We start from the raw sequence: 17,758 nt of genomic DNA on the forward strand, positions 1-17,758 counted from the left end.
TTGATCCGCATCGACACGCTGTGGCTGTGCACCCAGCCGCAGGACATGCGCGCCGGTGCTGACCGATTGCTCAACATCGTCGTCAATACCGTCGGCTCGGCGCGTGCGCACCACGGCTATCTGTTTGCCAACCTGCGCGCCACGCGCATCAAGCTGCTCGTACACGACGGCTTCGGTGTGTGGTGCGCCACGCGCCGGCTGCACACGGGGCGTTTCGTCTGGCTGGAGCGTGGGCCAGGGCAGGCTGCAACGCTGCAGCTGAGCGCGCAGCAGTTCGAAGCCCTGGCGGTCGGCCTGCCCTGGCAGCGCCTGGGCGAGTTCAGCGTCATCAGCCGGGCGTGAGGGTGGCCGGCAGCCCAGCGCTGCCGTTGACATCGCATCTGCCGATGCGCAGCGCCTGGCGACTCGTGCAATATGCCGAACATGCTCGGCGACACCGCTGCTTCCTCCATCGACATGGCGCAACTGCCGTCGAAGGCGGCCGCGTTGATCACGCGATTGCGCCAGCAGGTGCAGACCCAGGCGAGGGAGATCGCCTGGGCGCATGCCAAGCTCGAGAAGGTCAACCTCGAGCTCGCCCGTCTCAAGCGCTGGAAGTTCGGTGCCAGGACCGAAGCCATGACGGCCCAGCAGCGCGCCCTGTTCCAGGATACGCTGGCCGAGGACAAGGCCAGCCTGCAGGCGCAACTGGCCGAGTTGCAGCGCGGCCTGCCCGAGGTGCCCAAGACCCCGAAGGCGCCGCGCGCCAAGCCGCGCCGCCAGGCGCTGCCCGAGCACCTGGAGCGCGTCGAGCATCGCCACGAACCCCTGGACACGAACTGCCCGACTCCTGAGTGTGGCCGGCCCATGCAGCGCATCGGCGAGGACGTCAGCGAGAAGCTGGACATCGTTCCGGCCAAGTTCTTCGTGCACCGGCACATCTACGGCAAGTGGGCCTGCCGGTGCTGCCAGCAGATCCACCAGGAGCCGGCCGAGCCGGACGTGGTGGACGGCGGCATTCCCGCCAGCGGGCTGGTGGCGCACACGCTGATCAGCCGCTTCGTGGACCATCTGCCGTACTACCGGCAGGAGCCGATCAACGCGCGCTCGGGCGTGCACACGCCGCGCTCGACGCTGGCCGCCTGGGGCGGCGCCGGCGGTGCGAAGCTCGAGCCGCTGTACGAGGCGCATCGGCGCTTCATCCTCAGCTGTCGGGTACTTCACGCTGACGAGACCCCGGTCCCGCTGCTGGAGCCCGGCGCAGGCAAGACGAAGAAGGCCTACGTCTGGGCCTGGGCGCGCAGCCATCACGACCCGCAGCCGGGCGTGATCTACGAGTTCTGCCTGGGCCGAGGGGCGCAGTATCCAGTCGCCTTCCTCGGCGGCAAGGGGCCGCCATACCGGGAGCCACCGTGGAACGGCACCTTGATCACCGACCAGTACGCGGGCTACAACGCCGTGCTGGATGCGAGGATCTACCCGCAGCGCAGGTCGGCGGCGTGCGCCGCGCATGCCAGGCGGTACTTCGAGGAGCTCAGCCGCGGTGGCGACAGCGCCAGTGCGGCGGCCACCGAAGCGCTGCAGCGCTGGGCGCGGATCTACCGTGCAGAGGCGGCCTTCGCCGAGATGGATCACGACAGCCGTCGGCAGGCCCGGCAGCAATTGAGCAAGCCGCTGTGGGACGAGTTCGAGGTGTGGCTGAAGCTGCAGCGCGCGCAGGTGCTGGCTGGCAGCAAGATCGCCGGGGCCATCGACTACAGCCTCAATGCCTGGAAGGCGCTGACGCTGCACCTGGACGACGGTGCGGTGGTCATCGACAACAACCTCATCGAGCGGCAGATCAAGCCTTGGAAGCTTGGCGCGAAGAATTGGCTGTTCGTGGGCAGTGAGCTGGCAGGCCAGCGCGCAGCCGTGGTGATGAGTCTCGTGCAGTCTGCCAAGCTCAATGGCCTGGATCCATGGGCGTATCTGCGCGATGTGCTGGCGCGCATCCACTCGTACCCGAGTCATCGGCTGGATGAGCTGCTGCCGCACCGCTGGCGGCTGGGCTGAGGAAGATGGGCGTGATCACGCAGGCCGTGATGGTCCAGGCGACCATCGATGTCAACGGCATGGGCCAGGCGCAGAAGGTCGGCCTGGCCGACGAGATCTTTGCGCAGCAGCCCAACCTGCTCGCCTCGATCCTTGCGCTGCCTCGCATGGGAGTCGGCGTGGTGCAACTGGAGGTGCCGCTGCACATCCTGTTCGTGACGTTCCAGGCAATGAAGCGCAGCGGCCATACATGGCCGATCGTCTCGGAGGACGTGCAGGAGACGTGCATGCAGCGCTTGACAGCCCGCGCCCGCTTCAACGAGGGATTGCCGGCCAAGCTGGCCGATCAGCTCGTGCAGCAGTTCTGCGACGAGCATCCCGAACGCTACCTGCTCGCCTTCGTCTACGGATACCTCGGTGACCACGACTTGCTGCGGGTGCGCACCGATGCCGAGAAGTACCTGCTGCTGGTCGCTCTCAACCTCGCGGAGTGCGTGGCCTTCGTCGGGTCTACGACCACATCCTGACGATCACGGGCTCCCTCCCGAGCATGGTGGAACGGCTGGACGCTCACGCACAGGGGCTCCACCCGCACTCCAGTCTATGTGGCCCAGCGGCTCAACCGGCGCCTGCTCGAAGACGCCGACGAGAAGCGCGCCGACCGCTTCTTCGCCGATGCGAGGCTGCCGCGTGATGAGCGTGCGGAGCTGGAGGACTACAAGGGTTCAGGCTACTCCCGTGGTCATATGGCACCGGCCGGCGACATGCCTACGCCTTCGGCCATGGCCCAGAGCTTCTCCCTAGCGAATGTGGTCCCGCAAAACATCCAGCACAACAGCGGGGCCTGGGCCAAGATCGAACAAGACACGCGGCGCTATGCGCTGCGCGCCCAAGGCGACGTGTATGTGATCACGGGCCCAGTGTCTACGCGCGAAAGCGAGAGCATCGGCCCCCATAGCGTGAAGGTGCCCACCTACCTCTTCAAGCTGGTGTACGACGCCACCACCGGCCGCGCCTGGGCGCACTGGCAAGCCAATCGCGAAGGTGAGCGTGTATCACGGCCTATCAGCTATGCGGAGCTGGTTCGACGCACAGGGATTGAGTTCCTGCCCAGCCGTGTGAACTGAGCATACGGCCGCACACAGATAGGAGCTTCTCTGGGGAAGTTCAGCCTTGTTAAACGATTTCGCATAGCTTGGCTGCGTAGCAGGCTAAAGCATCCAGCGAACCATGATCACCCTGAGGCTCCTTTCTGCACAGGTCATGCTCAGAGCTTGGCCTTCTCCTCTGAACGCTTTTGCCGATCTTGGTTTTTCACCCCGTCCTGCCACGCCTTGACGAAAACCGGCGTCATGTAGCTGATCTCCATCTGGAAACCCATGTGAGGCGCACTGATCTCGATGATGGCATCTGGAACGCTGAACTGCGCATACTGGTCTCCGACGAAAGGACGCGCTTGCTTGACCAGCTTGTACTTGCTGGCCAGCAGATCGAAGATGTCCCCGAATCGAGTCTTGCCCATGGTCATCAACACGCAGGCTAGCTTGCCTGAAGCATCGAAGATGTATTGAACCGACTGCAGGCCTTCGATGCCGTAATTGCCTTGTTGGACAAGCAGGGATTGTCCCTTGGTCCAACTGTTGATGCCGGCGTCCTGCACCTTGCCAGAGGCAGATGCGATTTTGCGCACCTGCTCAATCGTGGACACCCCCACTTCGACATCAAGGACTTTGACGCCAGCGTGGGCGCAGACCCATAACAGGCTCGCTACGACAAAGACCAGACAGCGTTTGACGGACATGGATCCTCCCTAGTTATCAAGGTGATTACGCATAATTATGCGTGGCTTTTGATGATACATCAGCTGATCCTCAAGCCCATGTCGGGCGAGCCGAAGATCAGCAAAGGAAGGCCTTTCGGCTCACGCAGTTTCGAGCCCAAGTCGGTGCTCGCCTTCGGTCAGGTCGTGCGAGAACTGCGTCTAGTGGCGGGTGTATCGCAGGAGGATTTGGCCCATCGCTCCAGCCTGGAACGTGCACATGTGGGGCGAATCGAGCGCGGCGAGAATCAGCCGACGCTGTGGGTGATTCTCAAATTGGCCGAAGGATTGGGCGTGACGCCTGGCGTGTTGCTGGACCAGACGGTGGGGAAGATGCGGAACGCCGATAGAGCTGCTTAGCCGACCCGCTCATTCCTTTCTTGAGTGCAGTTGTCTCGCCTAACCATGTAAGCGTCGCAGCACGCGAACCGACTGATCGCTGAAAGACAGCCCTTCTGCTGAAAGGCATTCAGCGGCGCAAATCACCTTCACGCAATGGCCAGCTCAGTTGCTCAGCTGTTTTGAGCATGATCCATATGCTTTGTTCGGCCGTGCACCATCTCTTGTTCAAGAGGCCCTGAAAAACGGCCTTCGCAGTGGCGCGCTGATCGCCCCCGAATTCGGCCAGTTTGCGCTGGCAGTACGGAGCCAATTGTGCGACCAGGTCATCGCACACCTCGAAAGCCGCAAGTACCTCAGAGGGTGACGTTCCCGGAGCGTAAAACTTCCCGTCCTCCTGCACCAGGCTCAGCTTGGGTTGCGCACCACCTACCGCGGAAATCGTCGGCGTGATGGGAAAGTCATGCGGTATCTGCGGGTAGTCGGCACGATCGATGGGCATGTCCGTCGCTCCTTTGCGATGTTTCCAACGTACGTTACCTTGCCCTCAGGCATACGTGCCACTATGTGCTTGCGCCAACAACTGTGCGACCATCGCCTGGCCTTCTGCCGTGTCCATGAATTCGGCGGGTGTGCACCCACCCAGAGCGGGCAGCGCTTGCTCCAGCCAGCCTGCCAGCCACGCTGCTGCATCGAATGGCTCAGGCTTTCTTGACTCATGGACCATGAGCTGCACCTGTTCAATCATCCGAACCAAGCCCAGCACGCGGGAGGACTCGGACGTCGTCAGGGACCGCTGTTGCGCAACCTTGCGTTGCACGCCGGCCTGCGAGAGGCCCAACGTGTCCGTCAATCGTTTTGGCGGAATGCGCATGTGCTCCGCCAACTGGGCAATCACCTCGGCAGGAATGCCCAGCTTGACCATCTCCACCAAATCGAAGAGCGGCGCCTTATAGGCATTGACAAAGAAGCGCTCATGTTGAAACGGCCGACGGCCAGATGAGCACAGCGAGGTGGGCCACGCAAGCACCACTGTCGGGCGACGACTCGTTGGTCGACCATTGGAAGAGCCTCGCTTAAGCTTCGCCACTTCGGTGACCTTGAGGGATTGTGTGGGCGGCATCATGCGTCCATCAAAGAGCTATTTTTGCGCACGGTTTGTCGTCTTAGCAAGCCTTTGCCCCCTCCGCTTTCTGCCACTGCAGGATGAAGAGCCGAGCACGCGAGCCACCTCCTGCGAGGTGGCAAGCCACAGCAATGCCAACAGCGCAGTCGGACGAATCGGAAGCACGTCAAATATCTGCAATCTGACACAGTGGTGCCCATCGAGCGTGCCGGCTTCAACTTCTGTATCACCTCAGACCACGCTTACCCCTCAACCACAGGGCTCATTCTTGTAGCCCTGTCTAATTGATACACCTTGCCTTCGAAGTCATCAATCGCCATGGATCACTGAACCATCCGTATAGGATGTGCCCTCTCAAACGATTCAACCGCAGCCGCCACATTTGAGAGTGCCAGTCCAAGACTATTAAGCAACGTGAGATAACTTTGCCGCGCATCAATTAGCTTCTCATGTGAATCCGGCGTCCAATCAACCCCACCCAATGCGAGAGCCTGAGGAAGCAAAAGCTCCAGCTCCTCCGCGTCTTCTTCACCATAAAAAAGTGAATCCAATGCGGCCAGGTAGATGACCTCAGGCTCAACACCGCTTGCCGCGATCATGTATTTTTTTGCCCAGACAAGAGCGTTCAGCGCCAGCGCGGATGTTGCCAAATCCAAGCTCCATGCATGAGCCCTATCCGCACGAAGAAATTTTGCATCTGCTGCCAAGGCAAAAAGCAGCCGGTGAATCTGAACCGGAGCGAGATCGCGCAATTCAGCGAATGAGTCCACCTTGGGCTTAGGCGGCATGTTCAACCAGTGATCGAACATTGGAGGAGTAAAGCGGTCCAGAGTCCGCCTGATGGCTGCACGCTCCGCCTCTGGCGAAGCGGCCCACTCTAAGGCCAAATCGGAAGTAAGACTGGGATAAACATGGCCAGAGCGAGGGTGCCATCGATGGTGCAGTATTTCCATCACTCGCTCGGCCGCGACCACCTTGACAGTCTCCATGTCCACAGCGCCACCGCTTGAAGAAAAGGTCGCGACATCGATGGCGTCGAAATGCAAGTGCAGCGCGCTGATCGGCGTGTAGTCACACGCCCTCTGCTCCAAAACGGCCTTCGGAGACTTGCTCTTCGTTGGAGCTGACAGGCGACGCATGAGCCCGCCACAAATTAGCTCCTGATAGAAGTTGGGTGGTTGTTCACGGAGCCCTGGTATTTGAGCGGCACATTGATCCAGGCACGAGACTGCATCCGCCCGAGCCCTAGCAGGGGAATGGCCGAACCAGTTGCGCCAAGTCCGCGGATCCAAAGTACTCGATTCGACCAGCTGCGCGATACGGTCCATCACCAACCGGACCTGCGGCACCCCAGGGCGATGTTGGCTTTTGAGCAACCGTTCTTTGAAATGGTTAGTTCCAGCTCGCTGCCGCAGCATCGATGCATTGCCTTGATCAAGAAGCATTAGTACCTTTGTGTGGGCGACAGCATGGTCGATCCGCCAGTAGCAGCTTCCAACAGAAGGATGCGTCGCAAAACAACTGATCAGATTGTTGCCGCTCCGGGCTGTCAATACAAAACATGCCTGCGCATTTCACACGAAATTGCATCGCATTTCAGGCAGCTATCAGGTACTTTCGGCATAGGCTCACGCGCCTTTTCGCTCATGGATCACGTCACGTCGCAGCGCTGTTCGATCACACAAACCACTCCTTCTCGGCAGTGCAGCACCGTCCTCTTCGGCGAACTGCTCTTTGAGCTCCGAAAGGCGCGTCAGTTGAGTCAGCGGCAACTCGCGCGGAAGGCAGGCTTGCCCCCATCACTGATCTCTGAGTTGGAGAACACAAGACGCATGCCACCTTCTGGCAAGGTCGTCGCCGCCCTTGTTAAAGCTCTCCGAGCAACGCCATTCGAATGGCAACTTCTCGCCGAAGCTGCCGAACAAGAACGCACAGGCCTAGGGCTCAAGGTAGGTAAGAAAACTCCCCGACACGTGGCCGAGCTGCTCAGGGAGATAGCCACGCTCAGTCATCAGCTATCTCCGGCCAAAGTGCAGTCACTGCGGGTCGTCCTTGGGGAGGTAAGCATGCAATAAAAAACGGCAGGACCCCTTTTCAGAAGCCCCGCCGCCTGGGTGCTCAGACCGAAGTCTTCGCGAGTCGCACCGCTAGACTAACAGATCTGACACACGGGTGGGGGAAATGTTCACGCCTCACAGGCGAACACCCGAGAGTCAGATCTATGCAAGAAGCCCTCAATCACGGCCAGTCCGTGACATGTGCAGGCCAATTTCAGCAAGCGGCACAGCCCCAAAAAAACACCGCTCAAGTCAACCGCAGGACGCGTTTCTACCTACCGGATCAGCTTTCCGCTCACCCCTCACGCTCCGGCGAACTGAGGTGAATTGATGCGGACCGAAAAACGCTTCACGCCTAAAGTCCTTGGACGCTTCTTGAGAGAAGGCCGAGGTGACGGCACCTACGCAGACTACGTCCCTTGGCATTGTGTTTCCCGCGGTGATCCATCCAGCAGAGGGCGTTCCCATCTAATTGTCTGGCGAAACCGCCAGCGTGAACTTCTTTCTGACCAGGAGTGGGCCGGGCTGAACTTCGCAGGCCTGATCCCGAATCTGGTCGACCTCGTGGAGCAGTTCCCGCTGAGTCAAGAGAGCGCCACACATGAGATTTCACGCTGGCAAGTGGGCTCCGGATTGAAGCACTATCCGGGAACCCTTGAGATAGCTCGATCACTAGACATCAAGCACCCGAAGCTTACAGAGGGAGACCAGTCCCACGTCTGGACCAGTACCACTGACTTGTTACTGGTTCTCCAGAATCGCTGCGGAGCTCTGGAACTCCTCGCTGTCTCCTGCAAACCGACGAGCGCCCTCACCAGGCGCACCAAGGAGCTTCTTCTTCTGGAAAAGACCTATTGGTTGCACCGTGGCGTGGATTGGCTGCTCATCACTCCAGACCAGTATGAAAAAAGTGTGGCCCTCACCCTTCGCCGAACCTCGCCATGGGGATTCGACAACCCTACATCCGAGTCCGAAATCCGCGTCGCGTGCCAGGCGGTTCGTTCCATGCCCTGGCACCCGTACTCGGATGTGATCCATCACCTAACAGGCAGCTTCGGCGGTGATACACAGCGACACGCAGCACAGCGAGCGCTGTGGCAAGCAGTCTGGCGTGGTCTGCTGCCTGTTGATCTCCGTCGGGGATGGAGGCCTTCCCAGCCTTTGACCTTGCTCTCCGTGGAAGCGTTTTCTTCTCTCAACCCCATCTTGGCGCGGAGATCTGCATGTCTCTGATGCACAACCAGTTGTACCGGCTGACCACCGACACCCACGGGCTTTCTGCGGGAATCTACCGAGTCGTCATAGATGACGCTATCGCCGATGCCGTACTTTGTGTGTTGATCAGCCCAATCACACCTCCCGTCAAGATTCGGGGTGGTCGGCCAAGAATCGAAGCACTGAAGCGCCAGAAGCGCTTTCCCAAACCACCTCTCGTGGGCACCCTGCACAAAGTGGTGCGACAAGACTTCCTCGATCTGATTGAGAGCCATGAATTGATCGCACTCAGCCTGGATCTTCCTGGCCTGTACTACCAAAAGATCGAACAGCCAAATGCTGTGAGCGCTTTCGAGAAACGATGCCAAATCATGGAACAGTTTCTCGACCACGAGAAGCTCAAAGAAGGCCTTCTGGTTCACGGCAGTCTCTCGGGCCTGGTACAAGAAGCCGTGACGAAACATCAGGTAAGCCGATCGCACGTATACCGGCTCTGGTCAATCCTCTGCATGTTCGGCCTTACCCGGATCAGCCTCCGAGCGCGCTGGGACAAGTGCGGAGGCCGCGGAAAACGCCGAGACTTGTCAGGCGAAAGTCCCCGGAAGAAAGCGGGCAGAAAGACATTCGCCCAACGGCTTTCAAAACTGCTGCACGGCTGCTGGGGCGAGCCCCTTCAGCCCGGGATGAACGTTATCTGGCGCGTAAAAATCATGGTCGCCGACAAGGGCACGCCGACACCAAAGCCTTCGATGCCTGAGCGCTATAAACGCATCGTCGCCAGTCAGTTCACCACAGCAATGCGCTATGACGACAACGGCAACATCGTGGCTGTAGACCTCGAGAAAGGCCAGTATCCCAACTATCAGCAGGTCAAGCGGGTACTGACGGAGGAAGTCGAAGAAATCGACCGAATCCGGGAGAAGACAAGCAAAGGACACTTCGAACGCGCCCTTCGAGGCTTGTCTGGATGCAGTTGGGAAGGTGTCGAAGGCCCCGGGCTGATGTATGCCATTGACTCGACCATCGGTGACGTCTATCTGCGCTCATCGATAGACCCCACATGGATCATCGGCCGTCCGGTCGTCTACGTCATCGTGGATGTTTTCTCGACAGCCGTTGTTGGCTTTTATGTTTGTCTCACCGGACCCAGTTGGGATACCGCCCAAGTGAGCATCTTCAACACGGTCGCTTCTACCGAACTCCTGAGTGATCTGTGGGGATACGACATGCGGCAGTCCCTGTTCCCGGCGCCTACCCTCCCCGCAAGGCTGCTCTGCGATCGAGGGGAGTACCTGTCCAAGCGTGCAAAGGCCACTGGCATGAAGTTGCTCACTACGCTCAGCTACACCGCCCCCTTCCGTCCCGATCTGAAAGGCGTGGTGGAAGTGATGCATCGCATCATGAAAAACGTGCAGTACAACTTCATCCCTGGTGCCATGGATGCCCGCCGCAAGGAGTATGACCTGCGCCGTTCAAACCCCGCAGCAGCCACCATGTCGGTGCGTCAGTACATGCAGTTTCTTCACGAGTGCTTCTATATCTACAACCTGACTGCAGACCGCAGCAAACGCTTGGACGCACACATGATTGCGCAAGGAGTATTCCCCAGCCCTTCCGGCCTCTGGCATTGGGGCCATGCGATGGGGATTGGCTTCTCACGCGCACAGTCGCAGGCGGAGTTGATCACTCAGTTGCTGCCCGAGGCCAACGCACGCGTGACCCAACACGGCGTCATGTTCCGAACCAATCGCTATATCGCACCGATCGTAGAGACTGAACGGTGGACCACTCGCGTCCGATCAGTCAAGGGCAGTTGGGAAATCCCTGCTCAATACTACCCCGGCTCTGTTTCACGGATCTGGATTCCCTACGAGCGCGGAACAGGCCTGATCGATCTCACACTTTCAGACCATTCCCGTGCTGATCCCGCACTCACCCACGACGAGGTGGTTGATGCTTTTGCGCTCCAGAAGCTCAAGGCAGCAGACATTGCACACCAGCGCGTGGAGCAAGCAGTACTTGGCTACTACCGCATGGAACTCATCCGCAAGCACGCCCTTGAAGAAACTCGGGCAGCACGCCAACGTGCAAAAGGGCTCAAACCAACTATCCGCGAAGCACGCGCCTTTGAAAATGAGCTTGCTGGTCAGTTGATGGTGGGTGAAGTTCGGGGATCGGTCAAGACACGCGCTGAATCCAAGTCCAACTATGACGCGATGATGAGCGATCTGTACGTGACGATGGATGCGGAGGCTGCAAATGCCTAAACAACCTGTAGATGCCACTGCTGCGCACGACCCATACGTTGGCAACCCCCTCATCGCACAACTCGGCCCCATCCGCTCTCGTCCCGAAGCGGCCAAGCTTTTGGTGGAACTCCCACCCCGCCCACCCAAAGACATTGCGTCCGTTCCGCACCACATCCGCTTGCACATGCTGATGTGCGTGCGAGATTTTCATGTGCCCAGCGTGGAGGAATGCCAGCTGTACGAGACGATGGATTTGATGATCCGGCAAAACTACCGCCACCTGCATCCGTCGGCCTCTAGTACATGGAGCATGATCAGCGGTGAGGATGCCCGCTACAGGCTACCTGTGACCGCACCGACGTTCGGTGCGGCAGTCGCGGGGGTTTCAGGATCTGGCAAAACACAGGCGATCCGCCGTTGCCTCAACACCTTTCCTCAGATCGTCCAGCACACATCATTTTTCCGGATGGTCAACGGGTTGCAGCAGGTGGTGTGGCTTTCACTGGATGTACCTGCGGGAGGCAAGGCCACCGATCTGGCAGCAGCGCTTATGACAGCGTGGAAAAAGACGACCGGCAGCACTCGCTTCGACAAGACGCTTTCTGGAGAGTGGCGCAATGGCGCGCAAATGCTCGATGAGTGGCGCCAAGTGGCGTCCGCTCATTTCCTCGGTCTTCTGCATCTGGACGAAGTTCAGAATTTCTTCAAACTACCGACCCTGGGTAGCCGAAGGAAACGCAAGTTAGGCGAGCCGCTACCAGAGCTGCGCATCATCGAGGATCAGTCTCTCAAGTGGATCCTCACTGCGCTGAACGAGTGGCAGATTCCGCTGCTGGTGTCAGGCACACCAGATGGCTTCGGTGCACTGACCAAGCGCCTGAGCAACGCGGAGCGGATCGTCACATCGGGCTATCACGCCTTCAAACACTTCTGGGCAGACAACGACGAGGCGTTCCGGAAGCACTTTCTGCCAAGGCTGGGAGCTTACCAATTCGTTGCTCGCCCTCTCCCGATCACAGAGGCGTTGAGCGACCTCATCCTCGAGAAAACTGCTGGCGTGCAACGCTTGATCATCGCGTTGTGGATCGCAGCACACCGGGTGGCTTTCGAGCGCAGTGATGACGACCTTCGCCTGGATGACTTCAAGATTGCCGCGGACACGTTTCTTGCACCAGTGGCTCCGGCCGTTGTGGCTTTACACAGCAATGATCCAGGACGGCTTGCCATGTACGAAGATCTCTCGCCCCAAGATCACAGCTTTTGGGCGCAGTTCTGGAGCAGTGTCTCCCGGAGCTGATCTGTGGCGAGCGCTGCTGCGGCGCCATGCTCTCGGGGAGGCAGCAGCCCTTTCGCTTGCCGCGCCCTTGGTCGGTTTCTGATCTTCGAACTCATCTGGTCAAGGGCGATAGCCAGCTTCGGCCCACACTGACGCATAAGCGTATCGAACCGTGCTTCTGTCATACCTGAGATTTCCAGACATGAGGTGTAGGAGCGCTTGCCCAGATAGTAGGCCCTCAAAGCGGCTACAGCGCCAACTTCCGAGTTCACATCACACTCAGGCAGGCTAGGCAAGCCAAGATCACACAGCGTCTTTCGAACGGTATGAACGGGCAGCTCTAGCTGCCGGGCAACCTCCGCATGTACCCCTTTCGAATCGGCATACTGCGCCAGGAGCTCATCCATGCCGGGAACACGGCGTTGCGCCAATCGTGGGCGCAAGGCAGGCACGACCTTTCCATTGCAAGCATCCACCAGTGCATTGATGGCTTGGTCGGCGCTCTCGAATAGCACAGACAACACCAGCAGGTAGGCAATCACGGACGATGCCGACTTGCGCAAATAGAGCGCCCCATCCACTTGGTGGAGATACACACCCGGAGCTTTTGAGACCACTTCGTGAAACACGGTGCTCAGCCACTCTTCGGGAAGCAGTTCCTTCACGCGGTCGCTGATCAGCGTCCCCTGCTTAGACGCAGCGTTTGACTTGAAACCCTGCGCGCTTCCTGTATCCCGGAGTAAGGGCGCAATGAGCTCAACGCTCAAAGGGGTAGTTCTATCGTAGAGTGCGGCAACCAGCTCTAGGTATCGCTCCACATAGGCATTGCCAATGGCGGGCTTCATCCACTCTTCAGGGATCTGATCTGCTACCTCCATAAACATGGATGGGGATGCAGCGAAGGGATCTGCTGCCGCGACAAAGTGCAACGGCTTCATGTGCTTGGGACACCACATCTGGCCCGGCGTCTGCAAGTCCCTGCGCCAGTAACTGGCCCCATGAAATTTAACGTCTGCCTCGACACACTCCTTGCAGAAGAAGGCCGCGGGGTACTTTCGGAGAGTCCCGCTTATGCACAGCAGACTTCTTCTCTCGGTACTGCCATGCACGAGCGCAGGAAAGTAGGAAGTAACCCCTCTGCGCAATGGCAGGGTCGTGTGGCGCTGCGCAAAGTGCTCTGTAGTCATCCCAGCCATGCAGCTGAGAAGCTCGTGCGTCGTCAATTCACGGCGTGTTCGGCCTTCCTCGCCAAAGTGCGCAGCAATCGCCTCGACCATCTCCTTCGGCGACCTGTACCCATTGATCCGCATGATCCGCCCCAGGTAGCCTCGGTCCATTTCCTCTGGCAAAGGGGCTGGCTGCACAAGCATGTTCATCGGCTACCTTCTGTTGAGGTCAAGCGGGTTTGAGAATCGCCAAAGACCGAATCACGGAGGCCAGGGCCTTGGCATGCGATGCGGACCCATCCCATGTGGCTTGAAGTGCCTCGATCAACTCGCGATTGCTACGCACGGCATCGGCACTGATACCGCCCTCGAAGCGCTCCGCAAAAAGGCACACCTCTTCAAACAACCGGGAAGCTCTGATGCCCTTTCCCTTGAGGATGCGGCTGACCTGCGATTGACTGGCTCCCACATGAGCGGCGATATCGGCCTGGGCGATTCCGTGGGCCAAACAGATGCGGCGCGCATTGGCTGCACGCGCCTTCACTTCTGATTCCATAATGCATTAAGCATACGTCAATACATATATACATATCAAGCCGCAAACTTACGTTAGACATGCGTTTGCATCAGCGAAAAAGGTCCTGGGAGGGCGGACGTGCAGCCAGCGCCACCTGGATGGCCTCTAGCGTTCGGGGTAATCGGTGCAGGGACGCCTGCTTTGCTCGGAGGTCTGGTATCTGCTGGCACAGTTGCCAGAAGCGGATGCGCCGTATGCCCTGCGTCTCCATAAGTCTCAGAGCTACCTCATGCACCAAGCCACGTAGTCGCTCGTCTCTGGCATCCCAATCAACTACAGGGGGCCTTGGCCGTTGCACAGCAGGCAGAGGATCCGGCTTGTGTGCATCCAGCCAAGCGCGGTCATTCCGATAGAGCCAGGTGTAGGTGCGCGGGTCTAATTGGCGCATCCATTTGATGCCCAGACTTCCGGAGGACTGCAGAAGCTGGAGCCATATAGACCTGGAATGGGCTCTCGCCTTTGTGTTTCGCGCCGCAGACCAGTCTGCATGCAGCTTTGAATCACAAAGCAGCAGCCGAGTGATGGTCCCGATGGAGACGCCTGCCCGTGCAGCCACGTGCGCTTTGTCAGCGCCGTTGCGCAAGCCCAGGATCGCTCTGGCGCGAATGTCATTCGACAGCTTCTGGGGACGGCGTGATACCTCTATCCCGCCCCTTGCAGCCCAAACGAGCGCTGTTTGAGGGTCAATACCGACCAGGTTTGCTGCCTCGCGCACCGAATGCCCCTCCTTACTGACAAGGCGGCACAGGTGGTCTATTCGCGGATCAACGACAGGCGATGTGGGAAGAGCGTTGTCCTGCGGGGGTGCTTGGCAGTTGGTTCCTGGGGATCCCATTGCACGCTCAAAGTGCTGGGCATCGCCGAACAGCCAATGAATGAGCAACAGATGCCTCAGCGGATGAGTGCCAGAGCGAGGCGGCCGCAGCAAGCGGCCCAACTGCGTCTCCATACTTGCTTCGTCTTCAGGCAGTGCCACGAATTCCGGGATATGCCTGAGCAGCGTGCAGTGGCCGAGGAAGGCTTTTGCGATCTGGGCCATGCGCAGATTACCTGCTGCAGTGAGCCATCCACGCCGCCGTAGCTCTACACGGTATACCTCGTGAAGCGCTCCCTGTAGCAAAGGTTGGTGCGCTCTTGATTGCACGAGGTGTTCAACGAGCTCGGCCAGGCTCAGCAGCACGAATCGCGAGGACACGTCACCGTGCTCCAAGCCTGCAGAATGCATTTCGCTCAAGCGTGGCAGAAGCCATTGAAAGCGCTCCACCCCGTTTGCCTTGAGAGCAGATTGAAGCAGCAGTTGCTGGTGTTTTGTGCAGGTCCATACACCCGGGAGCTGGTGCTTCAGATGCCAATAGGTCCACCCCGTTTCGCGCAGGTCTTGCTCAATGCACTCGGGGCAGGCTTTGAGGGGATGATTGGCGCGAAAGCGGCTTGTGAGAATGCCCAGGCGCAACTTCAGATGCGCCACGCTGGGGCTCGACATGCACGCAACTGCATTTTCTGTCTCGGCTGTCGGGACGAAGGCTGCGTAGAACTTCAGCAACGTCCGCTCCTTCGCGATGGAACTGGCATCGCCAAGCATTGCATTTGTTCGCTGCACGAAAACACTCAGGCTGTTGGGCAGATCATGGTGCGTACCGGCGCGTGCACTGCTGAAGATCAGCTGGCAGGTTTGCGCTGCGATGGGGTGTCCCCAAAGCTGGTGATGGCGGCTGACAAGGCTGAAGAAGGTCTCGTCAGGCAGCCATGACAGTAGCTGGTAGTCGGCAAAAAGACTGTCCGTTTCTGGCATGGAGCAAGGCTATGCCGTTGGACATCAACTCGCAAGACGCTTCTATGGCGACTTTCGGCACAAGCACTGCCGGTGCGACCGTCCAGTACCAGTGAACCCTACCGATGTCTGCAATGCAGCGCTCTCGGTCGGTCGGCGTCGTTCATCCTGCGCTCGGTGATGGGCTCACTCCGGTCATCGGTGTGGGAGCTGGAGCACATGGCCTGAGCGACCGGTCAGCGGGCTGGAGCAGCCATTCGCTGCAGCTCACGCAGGCAGCGTCGAACTCAGCCTCATCGGATGTCTGTTACCTGCACCGCTAAACAGACGCTTCCGACCCACCGCTGCCGTTCGAGCCTCGTCGACCCATGTCTGCGGTGCAACGGCTGTGGCCTATCACTTCCTCAAACTCGCCCCCCGAAAGCTGCAAGTCCCTCCCGCCGCCCGGCATAGACTGGCCAACGATGTAGTAAGCAATGCCGCTGCCGCGAACAAGTCGTCAATTGAGGCATTTGCAGATACTCAGAGATAGCTTCGCTAATGGCTGAGCAGCCCACTCGATGAACCAGCCCCGCAGCATGATCAAATGCGCGATCTACAACGGCGCTGAGGATGGGAGGGACATGATGAGCGTGAACGAATCAGAAGCTCGACTTGCCGAGTTGTCGCGCCGGACCTTCATGTCGATGTGGTCGTATCAAAACCCGTTCTACAAGAAAGGCAAGGAACTATGCGACCTGCTGATCGTTTTCGGGCAAGACGTGATCATCATCTCCGACAAGGCGATCGGTTACGCGGAAGACAAAAACTCAGCGACAGCTTGGTCACGTTGGTACCGTAAAGCGGTGGGCGCGAGCGTGACTCAGGTTCTAGGTGCGCTGAAGACCATCAAAAACCGACCGGATTCCATCCACCTTGATGCAAAAGTCTCGTCGCCCTTCCCATTGGAATTTCCTGACCCGACCAAGGCTCGCTACCACTTGGTCGCCGTCGCACACGGATCTGAACAAGCTAGCGCCGCTCAATACGGAACGCCCAGCCTTGCGGTCGACTCCAGTGTCATCGATGACAAGGCGCTACTGACCGTCGGCGTGCGATTCGATGGCGTTTTCGTGCATGTCGTCAATCGAACGGCGTTGGACGCGATGTTTGAATGCTTCGACACAACCGCCGACTTGGTCAGATACCTGAGCGAGAAGCAGACCCTTTTTTCCGGTGGGCGTGTATTCATGTCTGGCGAGGAGGATCTAATCGCTGTGTACATGATGGGGCGCCGCCCCGACGGAAGCGCCTCTTTGAGCTCATTGGTTGAAGGCCCTGAACATGGCCCTAAGAGTGTGGCACCTGGCCTCTGGGCAGCACTGCAAGCCAGCGCGTCATTTGCCGACCGGCGCAAGCAACTTGCCCCGTCTTACGTCATCGACGATGTCGTCGAACAGTTAGCTTCAGAGTACAGGTTAGGGCGGATCAGCAGTGATCGAGCCTCCGACCTGGCTTACCATGCGGCCGCGTTCCAATTGCTCGCAGCCGAGTCGAGGATGGCACGTATGCTGATCGGGCTGGGCGTCGTTGACGTGCTAAACGAAAGCCCCGGCACATTCTGGAGCGTGGTGATTGAGTCGAGAGATCAGCCGGGCGTGCTCTATCTCTGGCTGATCTATCCCGTGGTGGACAGCAGCGTTTCAGATGACGATCTAGAAAAGCGTGTGGGAAGCGAACTGGTGGACTACATCGTGGTCGCTATGAGCAAATTTCCCAACGCGCGCACCGCGTTCGGCATCGCAATGCCCAACGCAAAGGATTCGCGAACATCGAGAGTTTTCCGCTTGTACAAGCGAAATATCTGGACTGATGAGATGCAAGCTGAAGCGGAGAAGCTGGGCCGGACCAAACAGATCCTGAGCGGGATCGAGAGTACGACATACGTTGCGGTCAAGCCGATATAGCCACCACCATGATCTACACGCATATGCTCAAGGTCGGCGGTGGGACTTTGCGGAGCCCCATAGACGCATTGGCCGCTCGGTCGACAGGGCTAACGCATGAGATCCCAGCGACCAGCTTCAAAGCGGTATCTGACGACGGCTCCCGGCAATGCGGCCACCGAGCAGTTGGTGGACTACCACCACAGTGCGCGTATTGTCGATTTGATC

The 17,758-nt window shown here is 59.0% G+C and carries 17 protein-coding genes; 10 read left to right on the forward strand and 7 right to left on the reverse strand.

What is annotated here, in order from left to right:
• From tnpB to YS110_17725, 4 genes are all read left to right on the forward strand, one after another.
• Positions 1-342, forward strand: a complete 342-nt coding sequence (gene tnpB, locus YS110_17710; protein UJB66461.1) for an IS66 family insertion sequence element accessory protein TnpB — start codon at positions 1-3, stop codon at positions 340-342.
• 72 nt (positions 343-414) lie between these two features.
• A complete protein-coding gene (locus tag YS110_17715; GenBank protein UJB66462.1) occupies positions 415-2,031 on the forward strand; it encodes an IS66 family transposase in 1,617 nt (538 codons plus the stop codon).
• A 5-nt stretch (positions 2,032-2,036) separates the two neighbouring features.
• Entirely contained in the window at positions 2,037-2,537 is a 501-nt protein-coding gene (locus YS110_17720) for a hypothetical protein (protein ID UJB66463.1), read from the forward strand.
• Between the two features lie 78 nt (positions 2,538-2,615).
• On the forward strand, positions 2,616-3,137 hold the full coding sequence (locus YS110_17725) for a DNA/RNA non-specific endonuclease (protein ID UJB66464.1): 522 nt from the start codon (positions 2,616-2,618) through the stop codon (positions 3,135-3,137).
• A 140-nt stretch (positions 3,138-3,277) separates the two neighbouring features.
• Here the strand turns inward: YS110_17725 and YS110_17730 are convergent, their stop codons facing one another.
• Positions 3,278-3,811, reverse strand: a complete 534-nt coding sequence (locus YS110_17730) for a hypothetical protein (GenBank protein UJB66465.1) — start codon at positions 3,809-3,811, stop codon at positions 3,278-3,280.
• A 78-nt stretch (positions 3,812-3,889) separates the two neighbouring features.
• On the opposite strand from YS110_17730, the gene YS110_17735 reads away from it, so the two are divergent.
• Positions 3,890-4,189, forward strand: a complete 300-nt coding sequence (locus YS110_17735; GenBank protein ID UJB67507.1) for a helix-turn-helix transcriptional regulator — start codon at positions 3,890-3,892, stop codon at positions 4,187-4,189.
• 109 nt (positions 4,190-4,298) lie between these two features.
• Here YS110_17735 and YS110_17740 read toward each other — a convergent pair whose 3' ends face one another.
• The 3 genes from YS110_17740 to YS110_17750 form a co-directional block, all read right to left on the reverse strand.
• Positions 4,299-4,580, reverse strand: a complete 282-nt coding sequence (locus YS110_17740; protein UJB67508.1) for a hypothetical protein — start codon at positions 4,578-4,580, stop codon at positions 4,299-4,301.
• 135 nt (positions 4,581-4,715) lie between these two features.
• On the reverse strand, positions 4,716-5,294 hold the full coding sequence (locus YS110_17745) for a DUF2384 domain-containing protein (protein ID UJB66466.1): 579 nt from the start codon (positions 5,292-5,294) through the stop codon (positions 4,716-4,718).
• 323 nt (positions 5,295-5,617) lie between these two features.
• Positions 5,618-6,739 (reverse strand): hypothetical protein, encoded by a 1,122-nt coding sequence (locus YS110_17750; GenBank protein ID UJB66467.1) that lies wholly within the window; start codon positions 6,737-6,739, stop codon positions 5,618-5,620.
• A 24-nt stretch (positions 6,740-6,763) separates the two neighbouring features.
• Between YS110_17750 and YS110_17755 the strand changes: the two genes are divergently transcribed.
• The 4 genes from YS110_17755 (at position 6,764) to YS110_17770 (ending at position 12,112) form a co-directional block, all read left to right on the forward strand.
• On the forward strand, positions 6,764-7,369 hold the full coding sequence (locus YS110_17755; protein UJB66468.1) for a helix-turn-helix domain-containing protein: 606 nt from the start codon (positions 6,764-6,766) through the stop codon (positions 7,367-7,369).
• Between the two features lie 312 nt (positions 7,370-7,681).
• Complete coding sequence (locus tag YS110_17760; protein ID UJB66469.1) at positions 7,682-8,584, forward strand: TnsA endonuclease N-terminal domain-containing protein; 903 nt, start codon at positions 7,682-7,684, stop codon at positions 8,582-8,584.
• Positions 8,575-10,833, forward strand: a complete 2,259-nt coding sequence (locus YS110_17765; GenBank protein ID UJB66470.1) for a DDE-type integrase/transposase/recombinase — start codon at positions 8,575-8,577, stop codon at positions 10,831-10,833. The genes YS110_17760 and YS110_17765 overlap by 10 nt, the downstream gene beginning before the upstream one ends.
• 100 nt (positions 10,834-10,933) lie before the next feature.
• Positions 10,934-12,112 (forward strand): AAA family ATPase, encoded by a 1,179-nt coding sequence (locus tag YS110_17770; GenBank protein ID UJB67509.1) that lies wholly within the window; start codon positions 10,934-10,936, stop codon positions 12,110-12,112.
• Here YS110_17770 and YS110_17775 read toward each other — a convergent pair.
• The 3 genes from YS110_17775 to YS110_17785 form a co-directional block, all read right to left on the reverse strand.
• The gene (locus YS110_17775; protein UJB66471.1) at positions 12,067-13,467 is read right to left on the reverse strand and encodes a TniQ family protein; all 1,401 of its coding nucleotides are present in this window, start codon (positions 13,465-13,467) and stop codon (positions 12,067-12,069) included. The genes YS110_17770 and YS110_17775 overlap by 46 nt on opposite strands.
• Positions 13,468-13,486: 19 nt before the next feature.
• Entirely contained in the window at positions 13,487-13,816 is a 330-nt protein-coding gene (locus YS110_17780) for a hypothetical protein (protein UJB67510.1), read from the reverse strand.
• 67 nt (positions 13,817-13,883) lie between these two features.
• Entirely contained in the window at positions 13,884-15,626 is a 1,743-nt protein-coding gene (locus YS110_17785; protein UJB66472.1) for a TniQ family protein, read from the reverse strand.
• A 539-nt stretch (positions 15,627-16,165) separates the two neighbouring features.
• On the opposite strand from YS110_17785, the gene YS110_17790 reads away from it, so the two are divergent.
• On the forward strand, positions 16,166-17,551 hold the full coding sequence (locus tag YS110_17790; GenBank protein ID UJB66473.1) for a hypothetical protein: 1,386 nt from the start codon (positions 16,166-16,168) through the stop codon (positions 17,549-17,551).
• Positions 17,552-17,758 lie beyond the last annotated feature (207 nt).

It is taken from the genome of Acidovorax sp. YS12 (genome assembly GCA_021496925.1).
GTDB lineage: Bacteria > Pseudomonadota > Gammaproteobacteria > Burkholderiales > Burkholderiaceae_C > Paenacidovorax.